General features: G+C 66.5%; 25 protein-coding genes. 9 read left to right on the top strand and 16 right to left on the bottom strand.

The window, feature by feature from the left end:
* Positions 1 to 41: 41 nt before the first annotated feature.
* Complete coding sequence (locus KUV62_RS06260; RefSeq protein ID WP_222602814.1) at positions 42 to 1,088, bottom strand: rod shape-determining protein; 1,047 nt, start codon at positions 1,086 to 1,088, stop codon at positions 42 to 44.
* Between the two features lie 237 nt (positions 1,089 to 1,325).
* Here KUV62_RS06260 and KUV62_RS06265 point away from each other — a divergent pair, with 237 nt between their 5' ends.
* From KUV62_RS06265 to KUV62_RS06275, 3 genes are all read left to right on the top strand, one after another.
* Complete coding sequence (locus KUV62_RS06265) at positions 1,326 to 1,775, top strand: YtoQ family protein (RefSeq protein WP_222602815.1); 450 nt, start codon at positions 1,326 to 1,328, stop codon at positions 1,773 to 1,775.
* 239 nt (positions 1,776 to 2,014) lie between these two features.
* A complete protein-coding gene (mscL, locus tag KUV62_RS06270) occupies positions 2,015 to 2,437 on the top strand; it encodes a large conductance mechanosensitive channel protein MscL (RefSeq protein ID WP_222602816.1) in 423 nt (140 codons plus the stop codon).
* A 122-nt stretch (positions 2,438 to 2,559) separates the two neighbouring features.
* On the top strand, positions 2,560 to 3,447 hold the full coding sequence (locus tag KUV62_RS06275; protein WP_222602817.1) for a cation diffusion facilitator family transporter: 888 nt from the start codon (positions 2,560 to 2,562) through the stop codon (positions 3,445 to 3,447).
* A 273-nt stretch (positions 3,448 to 3,720) separates the two neighbouring features.
* Here KUV62_RS06275 and ald read toward each other — a convergent pair whose 3' ends face one another.
* Entirely contained in the window at positions 3,721 to 4,833 is a 1,113-nt protein-coding gene (ald, locus tag KUV62_RS06280; protein ID WP_222602818.1) for an alanine dehydrogenase, read from the bottom strand.
* A 135-nt stretch (positions 4,834 to 4,968) separates the two neighbouring features.
* Here ald and KUV62_RS06285 point away from each other — a divergent pair, with 135 nt between their 5' ends.
* Complete coding sequence (locus KUV62_RS06285) at positions 4,969 to 5,427, top strand: Lrp/AsnC family transcriptional regulator (RefSeq protein ID WP_222602819.1); 459 nt, start codon at positions 4,969 to 4,971, stop codon at positions 5,425 to 5,427.
* A 122-nt stretch (positions 5,428 to 5,549) separates the two neighbouring features.
* Positions 5,550 to 7,130 (top strand): GMC family oxidoreductase, encoded by a 1,581-nt coding sequence (locus KUV62_RS06290; protein ID WP_222602820.1) that lies wholly within the window; start codon positions 5,550 to 5,552, stop codon positions 7,128 to 7,130.
* 322 nt (positions 7,131 to 7,452) lie between these two features.
* Here KUV62_RS06290 and ccoS read toward each other — a convergent pair whose 3' ends face one another.
* The 5 genes from ccoS to KUV62_RS06315 all read right to left on the bottom strand — a co-directional run bounded on the left by ccoS (position 7,453) and on the right by KUV62_RS06315 (position 12,705).
* A complete protein-coding gene (ccoS, locus tag KUV62_RS06295) occupies positions 7,453 to 7,614 on the bottom strand; it encodes a cbb3-type cytochrome oxidase assembly protein CcoS (protein ID WP_007793324.1) in 162 nt (53 codons plus the stop codon).
* Positions 7,615 to 7,648: 34 nt separating this feature from the next.
* A complete protein-coding gene (locus KUV62_RS06300) occupies positions 7,649 to 9,835 on the bottom strand; it encodes a heavy metal translocating P-type ATPase (protein ID WP_222602821.1) in 2,187 nt (728 codons plus the stop codon).
* Positions 9,836 to 9,839: 4 nt separating this feature from the next.
* Positions 9,840 to 10,301 (bottom strand): FixH family protein, encoded by a 462-nt coding sequence (locus KUV62_RS06305; RefSeq protein ID WP_222602822.1) that lies wholly within the window; start codon positions 10,299 to 10,301, stop codon positions 9,840 to 9,842.
* Positions 10,301 to 11,734, bottom strand: coding sequence for a cytochrome c oxidase accessory protein CcoG (gene ccoG / locus KUV62_RS06310; RefSeq protein ID WP_222602823.1), 1,434 nt, complete (start codon positions 11,732 to 11,734; stop codon positions 10,301 to 10,303). The genes KUV62_RS06305 and ccoG overlap by 1 nt, the downstream gene beginning before the upstream one ends.
* Positions 11,735 to 11,829: 95 nt before the next feature.
* Positions 11,830 to 12,705: a LysR substrate-binding domain-containing protein gene (locus tag KUV62_RS06315; protein ID WP_222602824.1), complete on the bottom strand. Its 876-nt coding sequence runs from the start codon at positions 12,703 to 12,705 to the stop codon at positions 11,830 to 11,832.
* A 99-nt stretch (positions 12,706 to 12,804) separates the two neighbouring features.
* On the opposite strand from KUV62_RS06315, the gene KUV62_RS06320 reads away from it, so the two are divergent.
* Positions 12,805 to 12,942 carry a hypothetical protein gene (locus tag KUV62_RS06320; protein ID WP_222602825.1) on the top strand — a complete coding sequence of 46 codons (138 nt, stop codon included), beginning with the start codon at positions 12,805 to 12,807 and terminating at the stop codon, positions 12,940 to 12,942.
* Between the two features lie 205 nt (positions 12,943 to 13,147).
* Here KUV62_RS06320 and ccoP read toward each other — a convergent pair whose 3' ends face one another.
* Genes ccoP through ccoN form a run of 4 tightly spaced genes read right to left on the bottom strand, consistent with a single transcriptional unit; the run spans position 13,148 to position 16,607 of the window.
* Entirely contained in the window at positions 13,148 to 14,029 is an 882-nt protein-coding gene (gene ccoP, locus KUV62_RS06325; RefSeq protein WP_222602826.1) for a cytochrome-c oxidase, cbb3-type subunit III, read from the bottom strand.
* A gap of 11 nt (positions 14,030 to 14,040) precedes the next feature.
* Positions 14,041 to 14,241: a cbb3-type cytochrome oxidase subunit 3 gene (locus tag KUV62_RS06330; RefSeq protein ID WP_222602827.1), complete on the bottom strand. Its 201-nt coding sequence runs from the start codon at positions 14,239 to 14,241 to the stop codon at positions 14,041 to 14,043.
* A 9-nt stretch (positions 14,242 to 14,250) separates the two neighbouring features.
* The gene (gene ccoO / locus KUV62_RS06335; protein WP_222602828.1) at positions 14,251 to 14,979 is read right to left on the bottom strand and encodes a cytochrome-c oxidase, cbb3-type subunit II; all 729 of its coding nucleotides are present in this window, start codon (positions 14,977 to 14,979) and stop codon (positions 14,251 to 14,253) included.
* A gap of 14 nt (positions 14,980 to 14,993) precedes the next feature.
* Positions 14,994 to 16,607: a cytochrome-c oxidase, cbb3-type subunit I gene (gene ccoN / locus KUV62_RS06340; protein WP_222602829.1), complete on the bottom strand. Its 1,614-nt coding sequence runs from the start codon at positions 16,605 to 16,607 to the stop codon at positions 14,994 to 14,996.
* Positions 16,608 to 16,809: 202 nt separating this feature from the next.
* Here ccoN and KUV62_RS06345 point away from each other — a divergent pair, with 202 nt between their 5' ends.
* Together KUV62_RS06345 and KUV62_RS06350 are read left to right on the top strand one after the other, a co-directional pair.
* Positions 16,810 to 17,649, top strand: a complete 840-nt coding sequence (locus KUV62_RS06345; protein ID WP_222602830.1) for a universal stress protein — start codon at positions 16,810 to 16,812, stop codon at positions 17,647 to 17,649.
* Positions 17,650 to 17,810: 161 nt separating this feature from the next.
* Positions 17,811 to 18,161, top strand: a complete 351-nt coding sequence (locus KUV62_RS06350) for a DUF1428 domain-containing protein (protein WP_222602831.1) — start codon at positions 17,811 to 17,813, stop codon at positions 18,159 to 18,161.
* A gap of 9 nt (positions 18,162 to 18,170) precedes the next feature.
* Here KUV62_RS06350 and fnrL read toward each other — a convergent pair whose 3' ends face one another.
* On the bottom strand, positions 18,171 to 18,917 hold the full coding sequence (gene fnrL, locus KUV62_RS06355; RefSeq protein WP_222602832.1) for a transcriptional regulator FnrL: 747 nt from the start codon (positions 18,915 to 18,917) through the stop codon (positions 18,171 to 18,173).
* A 105-nt stretch (positions 18,918 to 19,022) separates the two neighbouring features.
* Here fnrL and hemN point away from each other — a divergent pair, with 105 nt between their 5' ends.
* Positions 19,023 to 20,378 (top strand): oxygen-independent coproporphyrinogen III oxidase, encoded by a 1,356-nt coding sequence (gene hemN / locus KUV62_RS06360; protein ID WP_222602833.1) that lies wholly within the window; start codon positions 19,023 to 19,025, stop codon positions 20,376 to 20,378.
* 61 nt (positions 20,379 to 20,439) lie between these two features.
* Here hemN and KUV62_RS06365 read toward each other — a convergent pair whose 3' ends face one another.
* The 4 genes from KUV62_RS06365 to KUV62_RS06380 all read right to left on the bottom strand — a co-directional run bounded on the left by KUV62_RS06365 (position 20,440) and on the right by KUV62_RS06380 (position 26,248).
* Positions 20,440 to 22,032: an ABC transporter ATP-binding protein gene (locus KUV62_RS06365; RefSeq protein ID WP_222602834.1), complete on the bottom strand. Its 1,593-nt coding sequence runs from the start codon at positions 22,030 to 22,032 to the stop codon at positions 20,440 to 20,442.
* Positions 22,029 to 23,168, bottom strand: a complete 1,140-nt coding sequence (locus tag KUV62_RS06370) for an ABC transporter permease (RefSeq protein WP_222602971.1) — start codon at positions 23,166 to 23,168, stop codon at positions 22,029 to 22,031. The genes KUV62_RS06365 and KUV62_RS06370 overlap by 4 nt, the downstream gene beginning before the upstream one ends.
* An 82-nt stretch (positions 23,169 to 23,250) precedes the next feature.
* Positions 23,251 to 24,336, bottom strand: a complete 1,086-nt coding sequence (locus KUV62_RS06375) for a microcin C ABC transporter permease YejB (protein ID WP_222602835.1) — start codon at positions 24,334 to 24,336, stop codon at positions 23,251 to 23,253.
* 7 nt (positions 24,337 to 24,343) lie between these two features.
* Positions 24,344 to 26,248 (bottom strand): extracellular solute-binding protein, encoded by a 1,905-nt coding sequence (locus KUV62_RS06380; RefSeq protein ID WP_222602836.1) that lies wholly within the window; start codon positions 26,246 to 26,248, stop codon positions 24,344 to 24,346.
* Between the last annotated feature and the right edge of the window lie 11 nt (positions 26,249 to 26,259).

Consider the following 26,259-nt stretch of genomic DNA (forward strand, 5'->3'; position numbering starts at 1 on the left):
CAACTCATCTTAGCGTCGGCGGGCAGCCCCGCGAAGGGCCGTCACGAATCGTAATCGATGGCGTGACGCAGCTGCTTTTCGTATTCCAGCGCCTTGCCGGTGCCGAGCGCCACGCAGTTCAGGCTCTCGTCGGCGATCGACACGGCGAGGCCGGTCTGCTCACGCAGCGCGAGATCAAGCTCGCCCAGCAGCGCGCCGCCGCCGGTGAGCATGACGCCACGGTCGACGATGTCGGCGGCGAGGTCCGGCGGGGTGGCCTCGAGCGCGGTCATCACCGCCTCGCAGATCGCCTGCACCGGCTCCGAGAGCGCCTCGGCCACCTGGGCCTGGCTGATCTCGGTTTCCTTGGGCACGCCGTTGAGCAGGTCGCGGCCGCGGATCTGCATCGACGAGCCACGGCCGTCATCGGGCATGCGCGCGGTGCCGATCGAGGTCTTGATGCGTTCGGCGGTGGATTCGCCCACGAGCAGGTTCTGCTGGCGGCGCAGGTAGTTGACGATGGCCTCGTCCATGCGGTCACCGCCGACGCGCACCGAGCGCGCATAGACGATGTCGCCCAGCGACAGAACCGCCACCTCGGTGGTGCCGCCGCCGATATCGACGACCATCGAGCCGGTGGGATCGGTGATCGGCATGCCGGCCCCGATAGCCGCGGCGATCGGCTCGGCGATGAGGCCGGCCTTGCGGGCCCCGGCGCTCAGCACCGATTGGCGGATGGCGCGTTTCTCGACCGGGGTGGCGCCGTGCGGCACGCAGACGATGATCTTCGGCTTCGAGAAGGTCGAGCGCTTGTGCACCTTGCGGATGAAGTGCTTGATCATCTCCTCGGCGGTGTCGAAATCGGCGATCACGCCCTCGCGCATCGGCCGGATGGCCTCGATCGATCCGGGGGTGCGGCCGAGCATCAGCTTGGCATCCTCGCCCACGGCGAGCACCTTCTTCACACCGTCTTTCACGTGGTAGGCCACCACGGACGGCTCGGACAGGATGACCCCGCGCCCCTTGACGTAGACCAGCGTGTTCGCGGTCCCGAGGTCGATTGCCATGTCCGCCGAGAAGGCGCCCATGAGTCTGTCCAGTCCAAACATATAACGTCCTGCCCCAATGATAGGATGGGCCCGCGACTCTTCCCGAGCCCAAGCCGGAGCCCTTATAGGACCGCTTGGCCGATGGCGAAAGGGGCTGCCATGCGCAAATCAGCGTGAAACCGCCGCAAAATCGACCCGCGTGTAAACACCGTGCAGTTCCGCGAGACAGCCCCGTGGCCTTGTTGCGCCGCGCCCTTGCTGGCATAGCTCGGGGCAAATGCAAGCAAGGGGACCGACATGGGACTGACCGTCTATCTTTCCGGAGAGATCCACACCGACTGGCGCGAGCAGATCATCGAGGGCGCGCAGGGGCTCGACGTGACCTTCGCTGCGCCGGTGACCGATCACGCTGCCAGCGACGATTGCGGGGTGGCAATCCTCGGCGCCGAGGACAGCAAGTTCTGGCACGACCGCAAGGGCGCGCAGGTCAACGCGATCCGTACCCGCAAGGGCATCGCCGATGCCGACGTGGTCGTGGTGCGCTTCGGCGACAAGTATAAGCAGTGGAACGCCGCCTTCGACGCGGGCTACGCCGCCGCGCTCGGCAAGTCGCTGATCATCCTGCAGCCGGCGGAGCATGACCATGCCCTCAAGGAGGTCGACGCCGCCGCCCTCGCGGTCGCGCGGCAGCCGCGGGAAGTGGTCGAGATCCTGCGCTACGTCCTGACCGGCACCCTCCCGGCCTGATGCCGCAGACAGGGGCACCCCCCCCCGGCCCGCCGGGCAAACGCGCCCCTGTCTTCTCTACGCTCGGAAATACTCCCGCCGGAGGCCGGCAAACCCGTGCCGAATGTGCACCGTGCGAACCGTGGCGCGCCCTTGCCGCTTTCCGCGCCGGTCCAGCCGTGGCAGGATCGCGCGAAGGTTGTGCCGCGCCGCGGCGGAGCCGGGTATCGTCAGTGTCAGTCATCACAAGGAACGTGACCGTGATCAACGAATTCAAGGATTTCATCGCCAAGGGCAATGTCATGGACATGGCGGTGGGGATCATCATCGGGGCCGCCTTCACCGCCATCGTGCAGTCGCTGGTGGGCGACATCCTCAACCCGATCATCGCGCTGTTCACCGGGGGGATCGATTTCTCGGGCTGGTTCTACGCGCTCGACGGAAACGAGTATGCCTCGCTCGACGCCGCGACCGAGGCCGGCGCGCCGGTCTTCGCGGTGGGCAAGTTCATCATGGCGGTGATCAACTTCTTCATCATCGCCTTCGTGGTCTTCATGCTGGTGAAGATGGTCAACCGGGTGAAGGCCGCCGCCGAGAAACCCGACGAGGTCGCGCCCGAGGTCAAGACCGGCCCCTCCGAGCTCGATATCCTGATAGAGATCCGCGACGCGCTGAGAAAGTGAGCGTCCGGGGCGCCTGCGGGCGCCCGCCAGCCTTTCCGCCCGCGCAGCCCGGCTTCCCGCCTCGCCCGGTTGCGCGGCGCGGGTCGCTTCGCTAACAGACCCGGACCAGCGAAGAGGGTGCCATGAACCGAGCCATCAAAATCGCCTGCGGCAGCGTTGCCGTGGGCCTCGTGGTCCTTGCGATCAAGACCCTGTCCTGGTGGCTCACCGGATCCGTCGCCCTGCTGTCGGACGCGCTCGAGAGCATCGTCAACGTGGCGACGGCACTGGCGGCGCTGGTGGCGCTGCGCATCGCGGCGCAGCCCGCTGATGCGGATCACCCGTTCGGGCATCACAAGGCCGAGTATTTCAGCGCCGTGCTCGAGGGGGTGCTGATCATCGTCGCGGCGATCCTGATCCTGCGCGAGGCGTGGAGCGCCTGGCAGGCGCCGCGGCTGATCGAGGAGCCGTGGCTCGGGCTCGGCATCAACCTCGTGGCCAGTGCGATCAACGCGGTCTGGTCCTTCGTGCTGATCCGGGCCGGGCGAAACCTCTTCTCGCCGGCGCTCGAGGCCGATGGCAAGCACCTGCTGACGGATGTCTTCACCTCCGCCGGTGTCACCGTCGGCATCGTTGCCGCGGTGCTGACCGGCTGGAGCTGGCTCGACCCGGCGCTGGCGGCGCTGGTAGCGGTGAATATCCTCTGGGCCGGTTGGCAGGTGATGCGCCATTCCGTCGGCGGGCTGATGGACGCGGCGGCGCCGGAAGGCGAGCTCGAGCAGATGCGGGCGTTGATCTCGGCCAATGCCGAGGGCGCGGTCGAGGCGCATGACCTGCGCTCGCGCCGCGCCGGAAGCGCGCTCTTCGTCGAGTTCCACCTCGTGGTTCCCGGCGAGATGACGGTGGACTCGGCGCATGACATCTGCGACCGCATCGAGCACGCGTTGCATGCGAGCTTCGAGGGCAGCCGGGTGACGATCCATGTCGAGCCCGAGCACAAGGCCAAGCACAGCGGCATCGTGGTGCTCTGATAAAGCTGTATCAGCGTTTGTGCAGGTCGGATCGACGGCGCAAGGGGCCAGCACGCGCCCGGCGCGGACTCAAGGCGAAGCCGCCGCGCCGTCGCCGGCCCCCCGGCTCGCGATTTGTTTCTGCTGGGAGTTCCGTTGTCGGGTCCTTCGGACTTGGTTGAGATGAAACAAGAGGTTCCACGGGCACATCGCGCCCCCCGCTGAGGGGCGATGACGCATCGACAACCGGCGCACCGCAGACCGGCGCCCGTCAGGCGCCGGCCGGATCCATTCTCAGAGAACGCTCTCCGGCGCCACAAATGCGCGCCCCAGCGCCTCGCCCACCGGTGCATTGGTGAGCTGGCCCGCGTGTACGTTCAGCCCGGCGAGCAGGTGGCGGTCGTCGGCGCAGGCCTGTTTCCAGCCCTTGTCCGCCAGCGCCAGCACGAAGGGCAGGGTGGCGTTGCCAAGGGCAATCGTCGAGGTGCGCGGAACCGCGCCGGGCATGTTGGCGACGCAGTAATGCTGGATGCCGTCGACCTCGTAGACCGGATCGTCATGGGTGGTGGCCCGCGAGGTCTCGAAGCAGCCACCCTGGTCGATGGCCACGTCGACCAGAACCGCGCCATGTTTCATCAGCCCCAGCATCTCGCGGCTGACCAGCTTCGGCGCGGCAGCACCGGGGATCAGTACCGCGCCGATCACCATGTCGGCCTCGGGCAGCAGCTCGACCAGCGCGCCCTCGGTGGAGTAGCGGTTGCGGAAGGTGGTACCGAACACGTCGTCGAGATAGCGCAGCCGCGACAGCGAGCGGTCGAGCACGGTGACGTTGGCGCCCATCCCGGCGGCGATGCGCGCCGCGTGGGTGCCGACATTGCCGCCGCCCACGACCACCACGTTGGCCGGGCCGACACCGGGCACGCCGCCCATCAGCACGCCGCGCCCGCCATTGGCCTTCTGCAGCGACCACGCGCCCATCTGCGGCGCCAACCGCCCTGCGACCTCCGACATCGGCGCCAGCAGCGGCAGGCCGCCGCGGTCATCGGTGACGGTCTCGTAGGCGATGCAGGTGGCCCCCGAGGCCAGCAGGTCGTCGGTCTGGGCGGGGTCGGGCGCGAGATGCAGATAGGTGAAGAGCAGCTGCCCCTCGCGCAGCATGGCGCGCTCGGCGGGCTGCGGCTCCTTGACCTTTACGATCATCTCGGCGCCGGCAAAGACTTCCCTCGCGCTGCCCGCGATGCTGGCGCCGGCGGCGGTGTAGTCGGCATCCTCGAAGCCCGCGCCGAGCCCGGCGCCGCTCTGGATCAGCACCTCGTGGCCATGCGCGACCGCCTCGCGGGCGGCGTTGGGCGTCAGGCCGACGCGGTATTCCTGCGCTTTGACCTCTGTGGGGCATCCGAGTTTCATGGCTGAGTCCTCCCTAAGCTCTCTGCCTGAATCGTGACAGCGGTGGCTTGCAATTTCCCGCCGGATTTGATGCGTTGCGCCCGGGGTTCTTCGCAGAACCTTCGACAAATTGCGCCTTTCCTGAAAGAACCTGCCATGGACCTCGACGAAACCGACCGCCGCATCCTGCGTGTTCTGCAAAAACAGGGGCGGATGTCGAATGCCGAGCTCTCGGAGCTGGTGCATCTCTCCGCCTCGGCCTGCCACCGCCGGGTGCAGCGGCTCGAGAGCGACGGTATCATCCGCGGCTACGTGGCGCTGCTCGACGCGCGCAAGATGGGAATGCCCACCACGGTCTTTGTCGAGATCACCCTGAGCGCGCAGGCCGACGAGGTGCTCGAGGCCTTCGAAAAGGCGGTGGCTCGGATCCCGGACGTGCTCGAATGCCACCTGATGGCGGGCAGCGCCGATTACATCCTCAAGGTCGTCGCCGAGGACACCGAGGATTTCGCCCGCATCCACCGCCAGCACCTGACCCGGCTTCCGGGCGTGGCGCAGATGCAGTCGAGCTTCGCGTTGCGCACCGTCTTCAAGACCACCGCCCTGCCGGTCTGACCCACCCCGGTTGCGCGAACATGCCGCGGCGTCCGCATGGGCAGTTGCGCGTGCTTCAATTGTCTGACATATCAAATGTCAGACAATTGAAATGGGCGCCCCGCGCGCCGGGGGAGGGCAGCATGTCTTGGGATCACGTCATCATCGGAGCGGGCAGCGCGGGCTGCGTCCTGGCCAAGCGGCTGGCCGAGGCCGGGCGCCGGGTGCTGCTGCTCGAGGCGGGCGGGCGCGACACCTATCACTGGATCCACATCCCGATGGGCTACCTCTACTGCATCGACAACCCGCGCACCGACTGGTGCTACCGAACCGCCCCCGATCCCGGGCTCAACGGGCGCGCGCTGCTCTATCCGCGCGGCAAGGTGCTGGGCGGCTGCTCGTCGATCAACGGTATGCTCTACCTGCGCGGACAGGCGGCGGATTACGACGGCTGGCGCCAGATGGGCCTCGCGGGCTGGGGCTGGGACGACGTGCTGCCCTATTTCAAGAAGAGCGAGGATTTCGTCGAGGGCGAAAGCGAGATGCACGGCTCGGGCGGCGAATGGCGCGTCGAGAACCAGCGCCTGCACTGGCCGGTGCTCGACGACTGGATGGAGGCCGCGCACGAGGCCGGTCTGCCCAAGGTCACCGATTTCAACACCGGCGACAACGAGGGAGTGGGCTATTTCCGCGTCAACCAGCGCAACGGCTGGCGGATGAACACCGCCAAGGCCTTCCTGCGCACCACCGACAGCGAAAATCTCAGGGTCGAGACCCATGCCCATGTCACCGGGCTGATCTTCGAGGGCAAGACGGTCGTGGGTGTCGCCTACGAGCAGAACGGCCAGCCGCGCGAGGCGCGCTGCGGCGGCGACGTGATCCTCTCCGCCGGCGCGGTGAACTCGCCGCAGCTGCTGCAGCTTTCGGGCATCGGCCCGGCCGAGGAGCTGCGCGCGCATGGCATCGAGGTGAAGCACGATGCGCCGGGGGTGGGTGGCAACCTGCAGGACCACCTGCAGCTGCGCTGCGCGTGGCGCCTGACCGGGGCCAAGACGCTCAACCAGATGGCCAATTCGCTCATGGGCAAGATGGCGATCGGTCTGGAATACGTCGCCCGGCGCTCGGGCCCGATGTCGATGGCGCCCTCGCAGCTCGGCGCCTTTGCCAAGTCGCGCGAGGGGCTGGCCACGGCGGATGTGGAGTTCCACGTGCAACCCTTGTCGCTCGACGCCTTCGGGCAGCCGCTGCACAGTTACCCGGCGATCACCGCCAGCGTCTGCAACCTGCGGCCGGAAAGCCGCGGCACCATCCGGCTGGCCTCGAACGACCCGAAGGACGCGCCGATCATCGCGCCGAACTACCTCTCGACCGAGGGTGACCGGCGCGTCGCGGTGGACAGCATCCGCCTGTCGCGCCGGATCATGACCCAGGGCGCGATGGCGAAATACGCCCCCGAGGAGGTCAAGCCCGGGGCTGACTACCAGACCGACGAGGAGGTGGCGAAGGCCGCAGGCGATGTCGGCACGACGATCTTCCATCCCGTGGGCACGGTCCGCATGGGGACGGACGACGCGGCGCCGCTCGACGCGGCGTGCCGGATGAAGGGGCTCGCGGGGCTGCGGGTGGTCGATGCCAGCGTGATGCCGACGATCACCAGCGGCAACACCAACTCTCCGACCATCATGATCGCCGAGAAGGCGGCGGACATGATCCTGCGGGGGTGAGCCATGCGTGCTTCTGCCCGGGGGAGCGCCTGTGGCGGGGTCGGATGCCTCCGGCGGGAGTATTTTTGACGTAAAGAAGGGCTGGGCGTGGTGCTGGGGCGGTTGGCCCGGGGTGTTGCGGCGTTGCTCGTGGGGAGCCCGGCGAGCGGCATGTGGTCGGGGAGGGGTGCCTCCGGCGGGAGTATTTTGGCCGTAGAGAAGAGTGGAGAGCGGTGCTGCGGCGGTTGGGCGCTGCGTCTGGGAGGGGTGTTTGAAGGCTGCCCGACCAGGGTGCGCGTGGCGCCTGCGGCAGTCGTCTTCTCGACGGCGAGAGGGGCGGGGTTCAGTCCTGCTTTGGCTTGTCGTCGTACTGGCCTGAGAGGATGCGGGCGGCGTTGCCCTCGGGGTCGTCATATTGCTTGGTGCGCACGGTGATGACGAAGAACAGCAGGCCCATGCCGCCGAGGAAGAGCGAGATCGGGATCAGGTAGAGCAGGATGTTCATGGCGGGTCCTTGGCGTGGGGGCTTGGGGGATTGATCAGCGCAGCCGCAGCGCGTTCAGCGAAACGGTGATCGAGGAGGCCGACATCGCCAGCGCGGCGATCAGCGGCGAGCACAGCCCGGCGATGGCCAGCGGCACCGCGATGACGTTGTACCAGCTGGCGATGGCGAAGTTCTCGCGGATCCGGCGCGTGGCCTTCGTCGAGACCGTGAGCGCGTCCGGCACCGGGGCGAGCGAATTGCCGAGCAGCACGATGTCGGAGGCGACGCGGGCGGCGTCGAGCGCCGAGGCGGGCGAGATCGACACATGCGCGCCGGCCAGCGCCGCGGTGTCGTTGAGCCCGTCGCCCACCATCAGCACCCGCGCGCCCTCGTCGGCGAGCGCCTTGACGCGGGCCGCCTTGTCCTGCGGCAGTGCCTCGGCGATCCATTGCGGGATGCCCAGCCGCAGCGCCAGCGCCTCGACGGCTGCGGTGCTGTCGCCCGACATCAGGATCACCCGCTTCCCGGCCTTGATCAGCGTGCGAACCGTTTCTTCGGCGCCGTGGCGCAAGCTGTCGGTGAAGGTGAAGACCTGCGCCGGCCCGTCGCCCACCGCGAGCCAACTGGCGGTGAGCTCCGAGCTGCCGCCGCCGACCCAGGCGGCGCGGCCGAGCCGCACCCGGCGGCCCTGCCAGAGCCCCTCGGTGCCATGACCGGGGATCTCGGTGATCCCGGTCACCGGCGCGGGAGTGAGGCCCTTCTCGCGCAGCTCCGAGGTCAGGGCGACCGAGAGCGGGTGGGCCGAGCCTTCCGCCAGCGCCAGCGCGATCTGCAGGTCGGCGCGGGTGAAAGCGTCGGTGTTGGTGACCTCGGGGGCGCCGGCGGTCAGCGTGCCGGTCTTGTCGAACACCACCGTGTCGACCTCCGACAGCCGCTCCAGCGCTGTGGCGTCCTTGATCAGCAGGCCCTTCTTGAACAGTCGCCCCGAGGCGGCGGTGGTCACCGCGGGCACCGCGAGGCCGAGGGCGCAGGGACAGGTGATGATCAGCACCGCCGCGGCGATGTTGAGCGCGACGCGGAAATCCTGCGTGTAGAGGTACCAGCCCGCGAAGGCGATGGCGGATAGGATATGCACGCCCGGCGCGTAGAGCTTGGCGGCCTTGTCGGCCAGCGGCGTGTAGTTGGCGCGGCCCGACTCGGCCACCGCCACCAGATCCGCCATGCGGTGCAGCGAGGTCTCGCGGCCGACGGCGGTGGCGCGCACCACCAGCGGGCCGGTCAGGTTGACCTCGCCGGCGCTGACCAGGGTGCCGGGGGCGGCATAGACCGGGACGGTCTCGCCGGTGAGCAGCGAGCGGTCGAGCTCGGACTGGCCCTCCGTGATTTCGCCATCGACCGGCATCCGCCCGCCCGGGCGCACGCGCAGCAGATCGCCGATGCGCAGGTCGGCGACCGAGACCTGCTCCTCGCCATCCTCCGTCAGCCGCCAGGCGCGCGGCACCTCGAGCGCCGCCAGTTCCTCGGCGGCGGAACGGGCGATGGAGCGGGTGCGGTGATCGAGATAGCGCCCGGTCAGAAGGAAGAAGGTCAGCGCGATGGCGGCGTCGAAATAGGCGTGCTCACCCGAAAGCGAGGTCTCCCAGAGCGAGGTCACCACCGCCAAGAGGATCGCCAGCGAGATCGGCACATCCATGTTGAGCCGCCCGGCGCGCAGCGCGCTCCAGGCGTTGCGGAAGAAGATCTGCCCCGAGAAGGCGATGGTCGGCAGGGTGATCGCGGCCGACACCCAGTGGAACATGTCGCGCGTCGGCCCCTCGGCCCCGGACCAGACCGAGATCGACAGCAGCATGACGTTCATCATGGCAAAGCCCGCAACAGCCAGCCGCATCAGGAGGTCGCGCCCGGCCTTGTCGGTCTGGGTGGCGGACAGCGCGCCGGTGTCGAGCTCGTAGGCCTCGTAACCGGCGGCGGTGACCACCGGGATCAGGTCTTCGGCGGTGAGGCCGGCATCGGCCTCGACCGAGACCCGCTTCATGGTGAGGTTGACGCGGGCGCTGCGCACGCCCGGGGTTGCGGCGAGCGCATCTTCGACGCCGCGGATGCAGTTGGCGCAATGGATAGTGGGCAGCGACAGCACCACGTGGCTGTCATCGGGGAGCTGCGCCTCGGCCAGAGCCTCGGCGGCGGGTGCGGCGGAGCAGGCGGGGCAGGCCGAGACCTGCGGGCGCATCGCTGCGGTCATCGCGTCATTCCTTGACGTAGAGTTCCAGGCGCTGCTCGAAGAGGGTGCCGTCATGGGCCTCCGCGGTCAGCCAGATATTCCAGTTGCCCGGCGCCAGCGCATCCTCGACCACGTAGGCGCGGCCGTCGAAGCGGAACTCGGGCTCGCGGTCGTCACGCACGGTGGTGGTACGGCCGACCTTGGCCGAGAAGCGCGCCGGGCGTACCGGGTAGCCCTTGTCATCGGTGATGGCGAGGGCGAGCAGCCCGTCCTCGTGGGTGGTCTCGACCGTCCAGCCAAGCGCCTCCTGCGCCGCGCGGCGGTCATCGAAGGTCTGGCTGGCGACGTAGGAGTTCTTCACCTGCAGGCCGGGGAAGGTGTTCACCGCGTTGAAGGCCAGCGCCAGGTTGACCGCGATGATCACCCCGAAGGCGCCGACGAAGATGGCCAGGACGTGCCAGCCGGTGAGTTTGAAGTCCTTGGTCATCAGTTGTCCCGTCCGTTGAACACGGTGTCCTTGGTGGCGCTGTGGCCGGTGGTGGTGTCTTCCAGGCGCAGCTCGAACTCGGTGCGCTCGGCCTGTGCCGCGTCGGTGCCGGCGGGCGCGGTCACGTAGACGCGCTGCAGGTAGGTCTCGTTCGCGGGCACATCGACGATCAGATCGTCCTCGCCTTCGAGCGTGATGGCAAGCCTGTCATTGTCGGCGATGGAGAGCGCGAAGGGCCGCTCCTCGCCATGCTTGTTGCGCAGGCGCACGTCGTAGGTGTTGCGGATCGAGCCGTCGGAGAGCACCACGAAGGTCGGGTTGCGCACCGGGGCCACGGTCATCTCGACATCGGGGCGCAGCACCAGCGCCACCACGAGCCCGACGCCGACCAGCGACCAGAGCGCGGTGTAGAGGATGACGCGCGGGCGGAAGACGTGCTTCCAGACGGCGCGGGGCGCTTCGCCGGCGCGCTCGCGGGTCTCGTCGGAAAGAGCGAGGTAGTCGATCAGCCCGCGCGGCTTGCCGATCTTCTCCATCACGTCGTCACAGGCGTCGATGCAGAGCGCGCAGGTGATGCAGGCGAGCTGCTGGCCGTCGCGGATGTCGATCCCCATCGGGCAGACGTTGACGCAGGCGTGGCAGTCGATGCAATCGCCGAGGTTCTCGGCGCCGGCACCCTTGCGGTGCTTGCCGCGTGGCTCGCCGCGCCAGTCGCGGTAGCCGACGGTGAGCGTGTCCTCGTCCATCATTGCGGCCTGGATGCGTGGCCACGGGCAGGCATAGATGCAGATCTGCTCGCGGGCGAAGCCGCCGAAGGCGAAGGTGGTGGCGGTGAGCACCAGCATGGTGGTGTAGGCGACCGGGTGGGCGTTGCCGGTGACGAGGTTGAGCAGAAGGGTGGGGGCGTCGGTGAAATAGAAGATCCATGCGCCGCCGGTGGCCAGCGCGATCAGGAACCACGCCACCCACTTGGTGATCCGCAGGCGGATCTTGCGGATGTCCCATTTCTTCTGTCGGTGCAGGCGCAGGCGGGCGTTGCGGTCGCCCTCGATCCAGCGTTCGACGAGGATGAAGAGATCGGTCCAGACGGTCTGCGGGCAGGCATAGCCGCACCAGACCCGGCCGAGCGCCGAGGTGAAGAGGAAGAGCCCGAGCCCGGCCATCACCAGTAGCCCTGCGACGAAGTAGAACTCGTGCGGCCAGATCTCGATGAAGAAGAAGAAAAAGCGCCGGTTGGCGAGGTCGAGCAGCACCGCCTGGTCGGGAAGCTCCGGGCCGCGATCCCAGCGGATCCACGGCGTGACGTAGTAGATGCCCAGCATCACCGCCATCAGCCACCATTTGAGATTGCGGAATTTTCCGCTCACGCGGCGCGGGAAGATCGGTTCGCGCGCCTCGTAGAGGGAGGGGGCAGGTTGATGGGTGTCAGCCACGGGGATTCGCTCCGGTGTCAGTTTGCCTGTTGCTGGCCCTTTTCGCGCCGGCGGGTCGCGCAAACATTGATATGCATCAATATCTACATCCCCGATTAAGCTTTGACGGCCTCCCTGCGGAGCCACGATACGAAGTGTCGCAGGGGCGGACGGGCGACACCGGGCCGGGTGACGAGGAAGTAGCCCTTCTTGCGACTGTCCTCGAACAGCAGGCGCAGGCGGCCGGCTTCGAGATCGGGCTCGACGAACAGCCGGGCGGTGATCGCAACGCCCTGACCCTGCCGCGCCGCCTCGATCATCATGTTGCCGGGCAGGCCGGTCATGCCGCGGCTGCGGTCCTGTTCGACGCCATGCTCGGCAAACCAGTCAGTGGCCTCGTTGGTGCCGTGCTCCTGAAGCCAGGGAAACGGGCGCAGGTCGGCCGGGGTGGCGATCTCGCGATCTCCGACCAGATCGGTGGCGGCGACGACGACGATGGGCGAGCTCACCAGCAGCGTGCTCTCGAGCCCCGGCCAGTCGCCATTGCCGTAGCGGATCGCCACGTCGAGCCCACCGGGCTCGAGCGTGCGCAGCGCGGCGGAGGGGTCGATGGTGAGGCTGATCTCGGGGTGGCGGGCGCGGAACAGCGGCAGGCGTGGCATCAGCCAGACCGCGGCGAAGCCCGGCGTGGCCGAGATCTCGAGCGGCCGGTCAGCATCGCGGCCGGTCAGCTCGTCGCTGGTCTGCAGCATGGTGCCGAAGCCCTCGAGCAGCGCCTCGGCCAGCCGCTCGCCCTCGGCGCTGAGCTGCATCCGCCGCCCGTGTCGGTCGAGCAGGGGCACGCCCATGTGGCTCTCGAGGTTGCGGATCTGCTGGCTGATCGCGGCGTGGCTGACATTGAGCGCGCGCCCCGCCTCGGCCAGAGAGCCGCAATCGGCATAGGCGGCGAAGGCGCGCAGCGCCGAGAGGGGCGGGAGGGCGGACCAGTCCATGTTAGTTGAGCTTACATAGGCGCATTCTTCCTGACTCGCCCGAAACCGCGTGTTGCGTCAAGTATGAGCGCAGGAAAACGTCAGAACAGGAGAGACGAGATGCTCGGGATCTACGCCAGAACTTTCATGACCGCCAGCCGGCTGGACCACGACAAGCGCCGCTGGAGCGTCAGTGAGCGCAACGAGGCGGAGCGGCTGCGCCGCGCCAACGGTCGCCCGGAGGCCCGCCGCTGGTGAACGCAAAAGATGCACCGAATGATGATCTTCATACGGGCCCGCTCTTGATCGCATCGAGGGTGGGCCCTTAGCATTGGGCATCCCTCGCATGAGTGCTGCCGTTTGGGCACAAAAAAAGCGCCGGTGCCCCTGGAAACGCGCGAACAGGATGGGGCACCGGCGCCGGCCTCCGGGCCTTGCGGCCCGAAGGTGTTCTTTAGGGGGATTACTCGCCCCCGCCGAGCCCGTGGACATAGGTGGCCACGGCGCGGATCTCCGCCTCGCTCAGATCGGCCCCGCCCATCGGCGGCATGATGCCGTAGCGGGCGTTGTAGACCGTCTCGTGCAGCGTCTCGTAATCGCCGCCATAGAGCCAGATTGCGTCGGTCAGGTTCGGCGCGCCCTGGGTGCGGTCACCGGTGCCGTCCTCGGCGTGGCAGGAGGCGCAGTTGATGTCGTAGACCTCGGCACCGGCCTCGACCAGCGAGGCATCCTGCGGTTCTTCGCCCGAGAGGGTCATGACGAAGTTGACGACTTGGTCGATCTCTTCACCGCTCAGCAGGTCATCCCGACCGAAGGCCGGCATCGCGGACTGGCGGATGTATTCCTCATCCGTGTCCTCGTTCCGGATCCCCGCGGTCACCGTGTAGTGGATGTCCTCGATGGTGCCACCCCAGAGCCAGTCATCGTCGAGCAGGTTGGGGTAGCCCTTGGCACCGGCCGCACCCGACCCGTGACACTGGGCGCACCAGGTGCGGAACACCGCCGCGCCGGCGTTCTGCGCGTAGGTGTTCAGCTCGGGATCGCCGGCGATCTCGGTCAGCTCGGCCGAGGCCAGGCGCTCGTTGATCGGGGCCAGCTCGGCCTCGTGATCCTGGATTGCCTGTTCGACGTTGCCGCGGGTCGACCAGCCGAGCAGGCCGGCGGTGGCGGTGCGGACGCCGGGCCATGCCGGATAGGCGATGGTGTAGCCGACGCCCCAGACGATGCAGGCGTAGAAGATCATCAGCCACCATTTCGGCAGCGGCTTGTTGTACTCCTCGATGCCGTCCCAGGAATGGCCGGTCGTCTCGTAGTCGTGGTCGTCTTTCTTGTGCTTGTCGCTCATGTCCCGTCTCCTCAGTCCTGGCCGCGGTCGGCCGCTGCGGGCGCAATTGGTTTGTCTTCGTTGCGGAAGGGGATGTTGGCGACGTCCTCATGGGTCTTGCGGCTGCCTGGGCGCAGCGCCCAGACGATGACCCCAAGGAAGAAGACGAACATTGCCAGCAGGCCCCAGCTGTCCGCGAAGTGACGAAGCGTGTTGTAAAGCTCTGGATCCATCACGCGACCTCAGCGGCTTGCATCGGGCTCGAAGGTCGAGAAATCGACCAGCGTGCCAAGCATCTGCAGATAGGCGATCAGGGCGTCGAGCTCGGAGATGCCGGGCTGGCCGTCGAAGTTGCGCACGTTGACGTCTTCGCCGTAGCGCTCGAGCAGGCCGTCGTAATCCGCATCGGGGTTCGACTGGGACAGGAAGTCCTGAAAGCCGTTCTCGATCATCTCGTCGGTGTAGGGCACGCCCACGAAGCGATGCGTCGACATCAGGTCCTGGATGTGCTCGCCCTCGATCAGCTTGGCTTCGAGGAAGCCGTATTTGGGCATGACCGATTCCGGCACCACCGATTGCGGATCGCGCAGGTGGTCGACATGCCACTCGTCCGAGTAGCGGCCGCCGACGCGGGCGAGGTCGGGCCCCGTCCGCTTCGAGCCCCACTGGAACGGGTGGTCATATTGCGACTCCGCCGCCAGCGAGTAGTGGCCGTAGCGTTCGACCTCGTCGCGCATCGGGCGGATCATCTGCGAGTGGCAGACGTAGCAGCCCTCGCGGATGTAGATGTCGCGCCCGGCCAGCTCCAGCGGCGTGTAGGGCCGCATGCCTTCGACTTCCTCGATGGTGTTTTCGAGGTAGAAGAGCGGCACGATCTGGACCAGGCCCCCGATGGTCACCACCAGGAAGGCGAAGATGGCCAGCAGGGTGACGTTTTTCTCGAGGATTCCGTGTTTGTCGAGAATGCTCATTGTCTCGGCCCTCCTTATTCGGCCGGGGTGGCGTGAGCAGCCGCAGCGCTGGCCTCGACGGCCGGTGCCCGCTTCACGGTCATCCAGAGGTTGTAGCACATGATGATCGCGCCGGTGATGTAGAGGCCACCGCCGAGAGCGCGGACCACGTACATCGGGAACTTGGCGGACACGGTGTCGGCGAAGGAGTTCACCAGGAAGCCGTTGGCATCCACTTCACGCCACATCAGGCCTTCCATGATGCCGGTCACCCACATCGAGGCCGCGTAGAGCACGATGCCGATGGTGGCGAGCCAGAAGTGCCAGGAGACCAGGCTCAGCGAGTAGAGCCGCTCGCGGTTCCACAGCTTGGGCGTCAGGAAGTAGAGCGCGCCGAAGGTGATCATGCCGTTCCAGCCGAGGGCGCCGGAGTGCACGTGGCCGATGGTCCAGTCGGTGTAGTGCGACAGCGAGTTCACCGCGCGGATCGACATCATCGGGCCTTCGAAGGTCGACATGCCGTAGAAGCCGACCGAAATCACCAGCATCCGCATGATCGGGTCGGTGCGCAGCTTGTCCCAGGCGCCCGAGAGGGTCATCAGGCCGTTGATCATGCCACCCCAGGACGGCATCCAGAGCACGATCGAGAACACCATGCCGAGGGTCGAGGCCCAGTCGGGCAGGGCGGTGTAGTGCAGGTGGTGCGGACCGGCCCAGATGTAGATGAAGATCAGCGCCCAGAAGTGCACGATCGAGAGCTTGTAGGAGAACACCGGACGCTCGGCCTGCTTGGGCACGAAGTAGTACATCATGCCGAGGAAGCCCGCGGTCAGGAAGAAGCCCACGGCGTTGTGGCCGTACCACCACTGGGTCATCGCGTCCTGAACGCCCGAGAACACCTGCACCGACTTGGAGCCCCAGATCGAGACCGGGATGCTGAGGTTGTTGAACACGTGCAGCATGGCGACGGTGATGATGAAGCTCAGGTAGAACCAGTTGGCCACGTAGATGTGGGGCTCCTTGCGCTTCACGATGGTGCCGACGAAGACCGCGAGATAGGCGAGCCAGACGATGGTCAGCCAGAGATCGACGTACCATTCGGGCTCGGCATATTCCTTCGACTGGGTGCCACCGAGCAGGTAGCCGGTCGCGGCAAGGACGATGAACAGGTTGTAGCCCCAGAACACGAACCACGCGAGGTTGCCGCCCCAGAGGCGGGCCGCCGAGGTGCGCTGGACGACGTAGAAGGACGTGGCGATCAGCGCGTTGCCCCCGAAGGCGAAGATCACCGCCGAGGTGTGCAGCGGGCGCAGCCGGCCGAAGTTCATGTAGCCTTGGGCCCAGTCGAAATTGAGCACCGGGAAGGCGAGCTGCGCGGCGATGAAGGTGCCGGCGGCAAAGCCCACCACGCCCCAGAAGGCGGTGGCGATGACACCATAGCGCACGACGCCGTCGAGATAGGAGGTTTCCAGCACCTTGGCAGGCACGGGTTCATCGGTTTGGCGGAGGGTCCACAGGAAAAGCCCGGCTGTCACCAGGAAAATGATGATGGCGTGGACCATGTAAGCCGCATCCCGAGCGTAGTTGGCCGCGATCAGCGAGAAGATCGCCACCACGCCAAGCAAGATGAGCTTGATGTAATTGGTCATTGTTCGTCCCTTCGTCTCTCTCCCGCACGATTCGTTGCCGCGCAGGCGGTTTTAGACTGTTGGGTTAATGGGCATTCGTCTGCCTACATACTTTGATCTGCATCAAGGCTTTCGCTCCAAGCCCTTGAGCATTGTCAATGTGCGGCCATTGACGCAGCCGTAGAGTGCTGTTGAGGCCGCAGACTTCCGAGGAGACGAAAAGATGGGCTACAAAACAATTCTGACCGTGGTCAGCGACGAGGCCCTGGCCCAGTCGACCGTGGATCACGCCGCCGCGCTCGCCGCGGGCTGGGATGCGCATCTCGATGCATTGTGCTTTGGCGTCGACCGGACCCAGACCGGCTATTACTACGCCGGCGCCAACGCGATGATCCTGCAGGAGACGATCACCCGTGCCACCTCCGACGCCGAGAAACTCGCGGGCGTCGTCCGCGCCGCGCTGGGCAAGACCGATGCGCGCTGGGCGGTCGAGGAAGGCGTCGCGCAGCTTGCCGATATCGGCCGACACGTGGCCGGTCGGGCGCGCTTTGCAGATCTCGTGGTGCTGCCCAAGCCCTATGGCAAGGAGCATGGCGTCGAGCTTGAGCCGGTGACCGAGGGCGCGCTCTTCGAGGGCCAGACCCCGGTGCTGGTGGTGCCAGACAGCGTGACCCCGACCGCGACACCGTCGCGCATCGTGATCGGCTGGAACGAGAGCAACGAGGCGCTGCGTGCGGTGCGGGCTGCCCTGCCGCTGCTGAAGAACGCCGACAATGTCCACGTGGTGGTGATCGACCCGCCGCAGCACGGGCCGAACCGCTCGGATCCGGGCGGGGCGCTGTCGCAATACCTCGCGCGGCACGGCGTGAAGACCGAGATCGACGTGCTGTCGAAGACCATGCCGCGGGTGTCGGACGTGCTCTGCCGCCACGTGCAGGATCTCGATGCGGACATGATCGTGATGGGGGCCTACGGCCACTCGCGGTTCCGCGAGGCGATCCTTGGCGGCGCGACCCGCAACATGCTTGAGCAGGCGGAGGTGCCGGTCTTCCTAGCCCATTGAGCTGGATCAGACGGCAACCCGCAGAAACGAGGGCGGCGCATCCTGCGCCGCCCGTCCTGTTCGTGGGTGGCGCGAAACCGCCGAGCCGCGATGTCGCCGGGCTTGGGGGATCGGCGCCCCGGGGCTAGGCTCCCCCGGAGCGCAACAGGGAGGCACGACCCATGTCCTACGTATCCGGCTTCATGGCCGCGGTTCCGATCGAGAACAAGGAAGCCTATCGCGTCAGCGCCGAGAAGAGCTGGCAGCTCTTCAAGGAATACGGCGCCACCGGCTTCCGCGAATGCTGGGAGGCGGATGTGCCCGACGGCGAGGTGACGTCCTTCCCGATGGCGGTGAAGCGGCAGGAGGGCGAGGCGGTGGTGTTCTCGTGGATCCTCTGGCCCGACAAGGCGACCTGCGATGCCTGCTGGGCCTCGATGGAGACCGATCCGCGCTGGCGCGAGATGATGGAGATGCCGTTCGACGGCAAGCGAATGATCTTCGGAGGCTTCGAGACGCTGTTCGAGGGCTGACCGGCGGGGTCAGGCGAAGACGCCGCCATCGGCGTCGTCGCCGGCCTCTTCGAGAAGGCGGCTCATGTCGGGCACGGTGACGTGGCGCTTGCCTTCGAGCTCGATCACCCCGTCCTTGCGCAGCGCCGAGATCTGCCGGCTCACGGTTTCCAGTGTTAGGCCGAGGTAGTCGGCCATCGCCTCGCGGGTCAGCGGCAGGTCGAAGACGATGTTGCCATGCGCCGTGGTCATGTTGATCGAGGCATCGCGGCGGGCGATGATCGACAGCAGCGACGCGATCTTCTCGCGCGCGGTCTTGCGGCCCAGCACCAGCATCCACTCGCGCGCGGCGTCGAGCTCGTCGAGGGTCATTTCCAGCAACCTCTGGGCGATATGCGGAGTCTGGCGCATCAGCTCCTCGAACGGGGCCTTGCGGAAGCAGCACATCACCAGATCGGTGGTCGCGACCACGTCATAAGCGGCATTGGAGCGGCCGGGGCGGCCGACGAAATCGCTGGGCAGCAGGAGGCCCACCATCTGGGTGCGCCCGTCTTCCATCGTCTGGGTCAGGGTGGCGATTCCCGAAACCACGGAGCCGACGAAATCCATCCGGTCGCCGGACCAGATAACCGTCTGACCGGCCTCGAATTTCCGGTAGTACTTGATCTCTTCGAGCCGCTCGAGCTCGTCCGATTCGCAACGCGCGCAGACCGCACGGTGCCGAATGGGGCATTCAGCACATTCCTGCGAGACCGAGAGGCTGCGTTCGTTCAGCATGTTTCTTACTCATCCCTGCCTGCGCACCCGTTCCGAGATAAGACGAAGGTCGTTTCTTGATCTGGGTCAAAGTTGCGCTACCTATGCGTTTCTAAATGTAAGCGCATGAACACTCGAACACAACTCTCGCGGTTGGGTCTCTTCGACGCGAAGGTCCCCCGGTACACGAGCTACCCCACAGCACCGCATTTCTCGAATGCCGTCACACCGGGGCAATTTGCCTCCTGGATCGAATCCGTGCCGGAAAACGGGACGGTCTCGCTCTACCTGCATGTGCCGTTCTGCCGCAGGCTTTGCTGGTTCTGCGCCTGCCGGACACAGGGCACGGCCACGCTGGGTCCGGTGGAAACCTATGTCGAAACCCTCAAGTCCGAGCTCGAGATGCTCAAGCGGCATCTGCCGCGCGGGGTGAAGCTGTCGCGCCTGCACTGGGGCGGCGGCACGCCGACGCTGCTCTCGCCCGATCTGATGCGGGCGCTGATCGACAAGGTGCGCGAGGTCGCGGATTTCGCCGACAATGCCGAGTTCTCGGTCGAGATCGATCCCAACGAGCTCGATGGCGAGCGGCTCGATGTGCTCGCCGCCGGCGGCATGAATCGCGCCTCGATCGGGGTGCAGGATTTCGACGAGGAGATCCAGCAGACCATCGGCCGGCCGCAGGGCTATGACGTCACCCGCAAGGCGGTCGAGATGATCCGCGAGCGCGGCGTGCACAGTCTCAACGCCGATATCCTCTACGGCCTGCCGCACCAGACCCGCTCGCGCATCACCGAGACAGTGCAGAAGCTGCTCTCCTTCGCGCCTGACCGGGTGGCGCTTTACGGCTACGCCCACGTGCCGTGGATGGCCAAGCGCCAGCAGATGATCCCCTCCGAGGCTCTGCCCACCCCCACCGAGCGGCTCGACCTGTTCGAAACCGCCCGCCGGCTCTTCGTCTGGGACGGCTATGCCGAGATTGGCATCGACCATTTCGCGGCGCCCGATGACGGGCTGGCCATCGCCCAGAAGACCGGCCGGCTGCGGCGCAACTTCCAGGGCTATACCGACGACACCTCCGAGGTGCTGATCGGGCTCGGGGCCTCGTCGATCTCGAAATTCCCGCAAGGTTACGCTCAGAATGCGCCCTCGACCGGGGTCTATACCGGGGCGATCCGCGACGGCCGTTTTGCCACCGCCAAGGGCCATGCCTTTGCCGGAGACGACATGCTGCGGGCGCGGATGATCGAGATGTTGATGTGCGATTTCCGCATCCGTTCCGCCGAGCTGATGCGCGACTACGGCATCAGCGAGAGCGCGCTCTCGGCGATGTATGCGCGGGTGAACACGGCCTTCGAAGGGCTGTTGCAGATCACCGAGGAAGGGCTTTTCGTGCCGGTCGAGGCGCGGCCGCTGACCCGGATGATCGCGCGCCATTTCGACGCCTACGACCTGTCGAAGGCAGGTCACAGCTCGGCAGTCTGAGCGTCAGGACAGAAATTGGCAAACGCCCGGTGCCTCGAACAGGCGCCGGGCGTTTCCCGTGTCAGCCGGCCAGCTCGAAGGCCGCGGCAAAGAGCTTGCGGGTGTAGTCGGATTTCGGGCGCTCGAAGACCTCGGCGGCCTCGCCCATCTCGACCACGTCGCCCTGCTTCATCACGATGATCTTGTGGCTCATGGCGCGCACCACCTTGAGGTCGTGCGAGATGAACAGGTAGGCGAGGTCGTACTTGCGCTGCAGCTCGCGCAGTAGGTCGACGATCTGCACCTGCACCGTCATGTCGAGCGCCGAGGTCGGCTCGTCGAGCACCACCAGCCGTGGCCGCAGCACCATCGCACGGGCGATGGCGATGCGCTGGCGCTGGCCGCCGGAGAACTCGTGCGGGTAGCGGTGCTTGCTGGCGGGATCGAGCCCGACCTCGCGCATCACCTCGTCGACCGCCTGGGAGGCGGGCTTGCCGTCGGGCGAGCCGTGCACGCCGAGGCCTTCTGCGATGATCTGCTCGCAGGTCATGCGCGGCGAAAGCGAGCCGAACGGATCCTGGAAGACGATCTGGATTTCGGAGCGCAGCTTGCGCAGCTGCCGGGTCGACCAGTCGCGCACGTTCTGGCCGCGATAGGTGATGCCGCCCTCGGACTGGATCAGCCGCATCATGGCCAGCGCCAGCGTCGTCTTGCCCGATCCACTTTCGCCGACGATGCCCACAGTCTCGCCGGCGCGCACGGTGAAGCTGGCGTCGTTGACCGCCTTCACATGGCCCACGGTCTTTTTCAGGAAACCCTGCTGGATCGGGAACCAGATCTTCAGATTGTCGGCGCTGGCGATCTCTTCCGAGCCGGGCGCGACCGGGTCGGGCAGGCCGGTGCTCTCGGCCGAGATCAGCATCTGGGTATAGGGATGCTGCGGGTTGTCGAAGATGTCCCTGGTGCGGCCCTGCTCGACGATCTCGCCCTGTTTCATCACGCAGACCCTGTCGGCGAAGCGCCGCACGATGTTGAGGTCGTGGGTGATGAACAGGAGGCTCATGTGCTCGGCCTCCTTGAGCTCGGCCAGAAGCTCGAGGATCTGTGCCTGGATGGTCACGTCGAGCGCCGTGGTGGGCTCGTCGGCGATCAGCAGGTCGGGGCCGTTGGCCAGCGCCATGGCGATCATCACGCGCTGCCGCTGCCCGCCCGATAGCTGGTGCGGATAGGCCGAGAGCCGGCTTTCGGGATCGCGGATGCCGACCTTGTTCAGAAGGTCGATGATGCGGGCGCGGGCGGCCTCGCCGGTCAGGCCCTGATGCAGGGCGATGCTCTCGGAGAGCTGCTTTTCCAGCGTGTGCAGCGGGTTGAGCGAGGTCATCGGCTCCTGGAAGATGAAGCTGATGTCGTTGCCGCGCACCTGCCGCAAGAGCTTGCCCGGCGCGCCGATCATCTCCTGCCCCTTGTAGGTGACCGAGCCCTCGACGCGGGCGGCATCACCCAGAAGCGACACGGTCGAAAGCGCGGTGACCGACTTGCCCGAGCCCGACTCGCCAACGAGCGCGACGGTCTCGCCCTTCTTCAGGTCGAAGGACACGCCCTTGACCGCGCGGGTCTCCTTGCCGTCCTGCCGGAAGCTGACGACGAGGTCTTTCACCTCGAGAAGCGTGCTCATGAGAAGGTCTTCCTCGGGTCGAAGGCATCGCGCACGCCTTCGAAGATGAAGACGAGCAGGGAGAGCATCAGCGCGAAGACGGTAAAGGCGGTGAAGCCCAGCCACGGCGCCTGTAGGTTCTGCTTGGCCTGCAGCGTCAGCTCGCCCAGCGAGGGCGCCGAGGAGGGCAGGCCGAAGCCGAGGAAGTCGAGGCTCGCCAGCGTGCTGATCGTGCCGGTGACGATGAAGGGCAGCATGGTGAGCGTCGCGACCATGGCGTTGGGCAGCATGTGGCGGAACATGATGGTGGCGTTCGACACGCCGAGCGCCTTGGCGGCGCGCACGTATTCGAGGTTGCGCGCGCGCAGGAATTCGGCCCGCACCACGCCCACCAGCGCCGTCCAGCCGAAAAGCACGGTGAGGATCACCAAGAGCCAGAAACTTCGGCCGAGAATGGCGAAGAGGATGATGATGACGTAGAGCGACGGCGTCGCCGACCAGATCTCGATCACGCGCTGGAAGATCAGGTCGAGCCAGCCGCCGAAATAGCCCTGCAGCGCGCCCGCCACGATGCCGATCAGCGAGGCGCTGACGGTGACGATCAGGGTGAAGAGGATCGACAGGCGGAAGCCATAGATCACCCGCGCCGCGACATCGCGCTTGGTGTCATCGGTGCCGAGCCAGTTCTGCGCGTTGGGGGGCAGGGGGGCGGCTCCGGGGCGGTCGACGGGGGTGTTGAAGCTGTAGGGGATCGGCGGCCAGATCATCCAGCCCTTGTCGAAATCACCCTCGAGCGTTTCGCCCGCATCCACCGCCTCGATCAGCCCCTCGGGGTCGTCGAAGCACTCCTCCAGCCCGCCGGTCTTGATCAGGCATTGCACCTCGGGATCGCGATAGACCGCCTCGGTGCGGAAATCTCCGCCGAAGGCCGTCTCCGGGTAGAAGGAGAAGATCGGCATGCGGTATTCGCCGCGGTAGTTCACCAGGATCGGTTTGTCGTTGGCGATGAACTCGGCAAACAGCGACAGGGTGAACAGGATGGTGAAGATCACCAGCGACCAGAAGGCGCGGCCGTTCTTGCGGAAATTGCGCCAGCGGCGCTGGTTCAGTGGCGACAGGGCGAAGCGGCCGGGCTTGGGCTGCGGCGCGACCGACATCCCGGGCTCGGGCTGCGGGCGGATGCCTCCTCCGGCCTCGCGGCCGTCATCGGTGCGCACGGGATCGGGCTCGTAGCTCATCTCAGCCCTCCCGCTTCTCGAAATCGATGCGCGGATCGACCAGCACATACATCAGGTCCGACAGGATGCCGACCACGAGGCCGATCAGGCCGAAGATGAACAGCGTGCCGAAGATCACCGGGTAATCGCGCGCCACCGCCGCCTCGAAGCCGAGCCGGCCCAGCCCGTCGAGCGAGAAGATCGTCTCGATGATCAGCGAGCCTGAGAAGAACACGCCGATGAACACCGCCGGGAAGCCCGCGATGACGATCAGCATGGCGTTGCGGAAGACGTGGCCATAGAGCACGCGGCGCTCGGTCAGGCCCTTGGCGCGGGCGGTCATGACGTAGTGTTTCTTGATCTCGTCGAGGAAACTGTTCTTGGTCAGCAGGGTCAGCGTGGCGAAGGCGGCGATGGTCGAGGCGATCACCGGCAGCGCGATGTGCCAGAAGTAGTCGGCGATCTTCGCGGGCCAGCTCAGCATCTCCCAGTTGTCGGAGGTCAGCCCCCGAAGCGGGAAGATCTGCCAGTAGGAGCCGCCGGCAAAGAGCACCAGCAGCAGGATGGCGAAGAGGAAGCCCGGGATTGCATAGGCGACGATGATGACGCCCGAGGTCCAAGTGTCGAAGCTGCTGCCGTCCTGCACCGCCTTCTTGATGCCGAGCGGGATCGAGATCGCATAGGCGATCAGCGTCGACCACAGTCCCAGCGAGATCGACACCGGCATCTTCTCGAGCACCAGGTCGATGACGCTGATCGAGCGGAAATAGCTCTCGCCGAAATCGAGCCGCATGTAGTTCCACAGCATGTTGAGGAAGCGCTCGACGGGCGGCTTGTCGAAGCCGAACTCGCGCTCGAGCTCCTCGATGAAATCGGGCGGCAGGCCTCGGGCGCCGGCGTATTCGTCGCTCCCGCCGCCGCTGCCGGAGGCGACCTCGCCGCCGCCGCCGGCAAAGCCCTCGAACACGTCGCCCTGGCCCTGGACCTGGGCGATGATCTGTTCGATCGGCCCGCCGGGCACGAATTGCACCAGCGTGAAGTTGATGATCATGATGCCCAGCAGCGTGGGGATGATCAGCAGCAGTCGTCTTAGGATATAGGCGCCCATGGCCGGCTTACAGTGCTCCTGCGGCGCGCAGCTCGGCGGCCTTGTCTTCGTCCCACCACCACAGCGACATCACGCCGAGCCCGTAAGCGGGCGGGGTGTCGTCATAGGGGCGGCTATAGGCATCGAGATAGGCGATGTTGTGCACGCCCTTGTACCATTGCGGCACCCAGATATGCATCGCCCGCAGCACCCTGTCGAGCGCGTGCACCGCGGTGGTCAGCGCCTCGCGGCTCTCGGCATCGGCGATGGCGCGGATCAGCGTGTCGACGCCCTCGTTCTTCAGGCCTGCGATGTTGGACGAGCCCGGCACATCGGCGGTTTCCGAGCCGAAGACCGAGCGCAGCTCGTCGCCCGGGGTCTGGCTCATGGCGAAGCGCTGGGTGACGATGTCATACTCGAAGTTCTTCTCGCGCTCCTGCGCCTCGGCGGCATCGACGCGGTTGGCACGGGCCTCGATGCCGAGGCGTTTGAGGTTCTCGATATAGGGGTTGATGATGCGTTCGAAGGAGGGGCTATCGTTGAGCACCTCGATGGTCAGGCGCTCGCCGTCGCGGTAGCGGAACCCGTCATCGCCAACCTCCCAGCCAGCCTCGTCGAGCAGCTTGCCGGCGCGGCGCAGGGTGCGGCGATCGGCCAGCTCGGTCGAGCTCGAGGTGGCGGGAGTAAAGACCTCCTCGGTGAACACGGTCTTGGGGATGAACTCGCGGATCGGCTCGAGCAGCTCTAGCTCGGCCTCCGACGGCATGCCGCTTGCCTGCAGGGTCTGCGAGTTTTCCCAGAAGCTGTCGGTGCGGTCGTAGAGGCCGTAGAACAGGCTCTCGTTCGACCATTCGAAATTGAACGCCATGCCGATGGCCTCGCGCAGGCGCGGATCCTGGAACTTGTCACGGCGCAGGTTGAACCAGAAACCCTGTGTGCCGGCGGGACGGCCATCGGGCAGGGTCTCGACCTCGATGGTGCCGGCATTGATGGCGGGGAAGTTGTAGCCGGTGGCCCAGATCCGCGACTGGTATTCCTCGCGATAGGTATAGGCGCCGCCCTTGAAGGCCTCGAAAGCGGTCGTGTAATCGGCGAAATACTCGACGCGCAGGATGTCGAAATTGTTCTGGCCGATATTCACCGGCAGATCCTTGGCCCAGTAATCATCGCGCCGCTTGTAGGCGACGGAGCGGCCGGGATCGACCGACAGCAGCTCGTATGCGCCCGAGCCCATCGGCGGCTCGAGGCTGCTCTCGGCGAAATCGCGATCCTCGTAATAGGCCTTGGAGAAGATCGGCAGGCCGCCGGCGGTCATCAGCAGCTCGCGCAGCGGGCCGTCGGGATCAAAGGTGAACTTGACGGTGTGGTCGTCGAGCGCCTCGGCCTTCTCGATGTCGTTGAACTGCACCCGGAAGCTCGGCAGCCCCTTCTCGACGAGGATGTTGAACGAGAACACGACGTCCTCGGCGGTGACCGGCGAGCCGTCGCGGAAGGTGGCCTCGGGGCGCATGTGGAAGATGATCCACTCGCGGCTTTCGGGGTATTCGACGCTCTCGGCGACAAGGCCATACATCGCGTCGGGCTCGTCGAGCGTCCCGGTCAGAAGGCTGTCGTAGAACGCCGTCGACATGGCGGCGGCGTTGCCCTTGAGGATGTAGGGGGTGAGGCTGTCGAAGGTGCCGAAGGCCCAGGTCGACATCTCGCCGCCCTTGGGGGCGTCGGGGTTCACGTAGTCGAAATGCGCGAAGCCCTCGGGATATTTCAGCTCGCCGAAGGAGGAGACTCCATGCGAGGTGATGATGGTCTCGCCATCCTGCGCGCCATCCTGTGCAAAGGCGGCCGGGGCCGAGATCGCGAGGCTGAGGGCGAAGAGCGCTGATCCGAGGGACAGGGCGGGTCGGGCGGTGGCGGCGCGCGTCATCGTTCGGATCATCTGGGCTCCCC

The sequence above is a fragment of the Salipiger bermudensis genome, assembly GCF_019801965.1.
Taxonomy (GTDB): domain Bacteria; phylum Pseudomonadota; class Alphaproteobacteria; order Rhodobacterales; family Rhodobacteraceae; genus Salipiger; species Salipiger bermudensis_A.

What these genes read in the sequence shown, in the direction of transcription:
- KUV62_RS06260 (WP_222602814.1), bottom strand. Translation starts at nt 1,088, where the DNA reads ATGTTTGGACTGGACAGACTCATGGGCGCCTTCTCGGCGGACATGGCA.
- KUV62_RS06265 (WP_222602815.1), top strand. Translation starts at nt 1,326, where the DNA reads ATGGGACTGACCGTCTATCTTTCCGGAGAGATCCACACCGACTGGCGC.
- KUV62_RS06275 (WP_222602817.1), top strand. Translation starts at nt 2,560, where the DNA reads ATGAACCGAGCCATCAAAATCGCCTGCGGCAGCGTTGCCGTGGGCCTC.
- ald (WP_222602818.1), bottom strand. Translation starts at nt 4,833, where the DNA reads ATGAAACTCGGATGCCCCACAGAGGTCAAAGCGCAGGAATACCGCGTC.
- KUV62_RS06285 (WP_222602819.1), top strand. Translation starts at nt 4,969, where the DNA reads ATGGACCTCGACGAAACCGACCGCCGCATCCTGCGTGTTCTGCAAAAA.
- KUV62_RS06290 (WP_222602820.1), top strand. Translation starts at nt 5,550, where the DNA reads ATGTCTTGGGATCACGTCATCATCGGAGCGGGCAGCGCGGGCTGCGTC.
- ccoS (WP_007793324.1), bottom strand. Translation starts at nt 7,614, where the DNA reads ATGAACATCCTGCTCTACCTGATCCCGATCTCGCTCTTCCTCGGCGGC.
- KUV62_RS06300 (WP_222602821.1), bottom strand. Translation starts at nt 9,835, where the DNA reads ATGACCGCAGCGATGCGCCCGCAGGTCTCGGCCTGCCCCGCCTGCTCC.
- KUV62_RS06305 (WP_222602822.1), bottom strand. Translation starts at nt 10,301, where the DNA reads ATGACCAAGGACTTCAAACTCACCGGCTGGCACGTCCTGGCCATCTTC.
- KUV62_RS06315 (WP_222602824.1), bottom strand. Translation starts at nt 12,705, where the DNA reads ATGGACTGGTCCGCCCTCCCGCCCCTCTCGGCGCTGCGCGCCTTCGCC.
- KUV62_RS06320 (WP_222602825.1), top strand. Translation starts at nt 12,805, where the DNA reads ATGCTCGGGATCTACGCCAGAACTTTCATGACCGCCAGCCGGCTGGAC.
- ccoP (WP_222602826.1), bottom strand. Translation starts at nt 14,029, where the DNA reads ATGAGCGACAAGCACAAGAAAGACGACCACGACTACGAGACGACCGGC.
- KUV62_RS06330 (WP_222602827.1), bottom strand. Translation starts at nt 14,241, where the DNA reads ATGGATCCAGAGCTTTACAACACGCTTCGTCACTTCGCGGACAGCTGG.
- ccoO (WP_222602828.1), bottom strand. Translation starts at nt 14,979, where the DNA reads ATGAGCATTCTCGACAAACACGGAATCCTCGAGAAAAACGTCACCCTG.
- ccoN (WP_222602829.1), bottom strand. Translation starts at nt 16,607, where the DNA reads ATGACCAATTACATCAAGCTCATCTTGCTTGGCGTGGTGGCGATCTTC.
- KUV62_RS06345 (WP_222602830.1), top strand. Translation starts at nt 16,810, where the DNA reads ATGGGCTACAAAACAATTCTGACCGTGGTCAGCGACGAGGCCCTGGCC.
- KUV62_RS06350 (WP_222602831.1), top strand. Translation starts at nt 17,811, where the DNA reads ATGTCCTACGTATCCGGCTTCATGGCCGCGGTTCCGATCGAGAACAAG.
- fnrL (WP_222602832.1), bottom strand. Translation starts at nt 18,917, where the DNA reads ATGCTGAACGAACGCAGCCTCTCGGTCTCGCAGGAATGTGCTGAATGC.
- hemN (WP_222602833.1), top strand. Translation starts at nt 19,023, where the DNA reads ATGAACACTCGAACACAACTCTCGCGGTTGGGTCTCTTCGACGCGAAG.
- KUV62_RS06365 (WP_222602834.1), bottom strand. Translation starts at nt 22,032, where the DNA reads ATGAGCACGCTTCTCGAGGTGAAAGACCTCGTCGTCAGCTTCCGGCAG.
- KUV62_RS06370 (WP_222602971.1), bottom strand. Translation starts at nt 23,168, where the DNA reads ATGTCGGTCGCGCCGCAGCCCAAGCCCGGCCGCTTCGCCCTGTCGCCA.
- KUV62_RS06375 (WP_222602835.1), bottom strand. Translation starts at nt 24,336, where the DNA reads ATGGGCGCCTATATCCTAAGACGACTGCTGCTGATCATCCCCACGCTG.
- KUV62_RS06380 (WP_222602836.1), bottom strand. Translation starts at nt 26,248, where the DNA reads ATGATCCGAACGATGACGCGCGCCGCCACCGCCCGACCCGCCCTGTCC.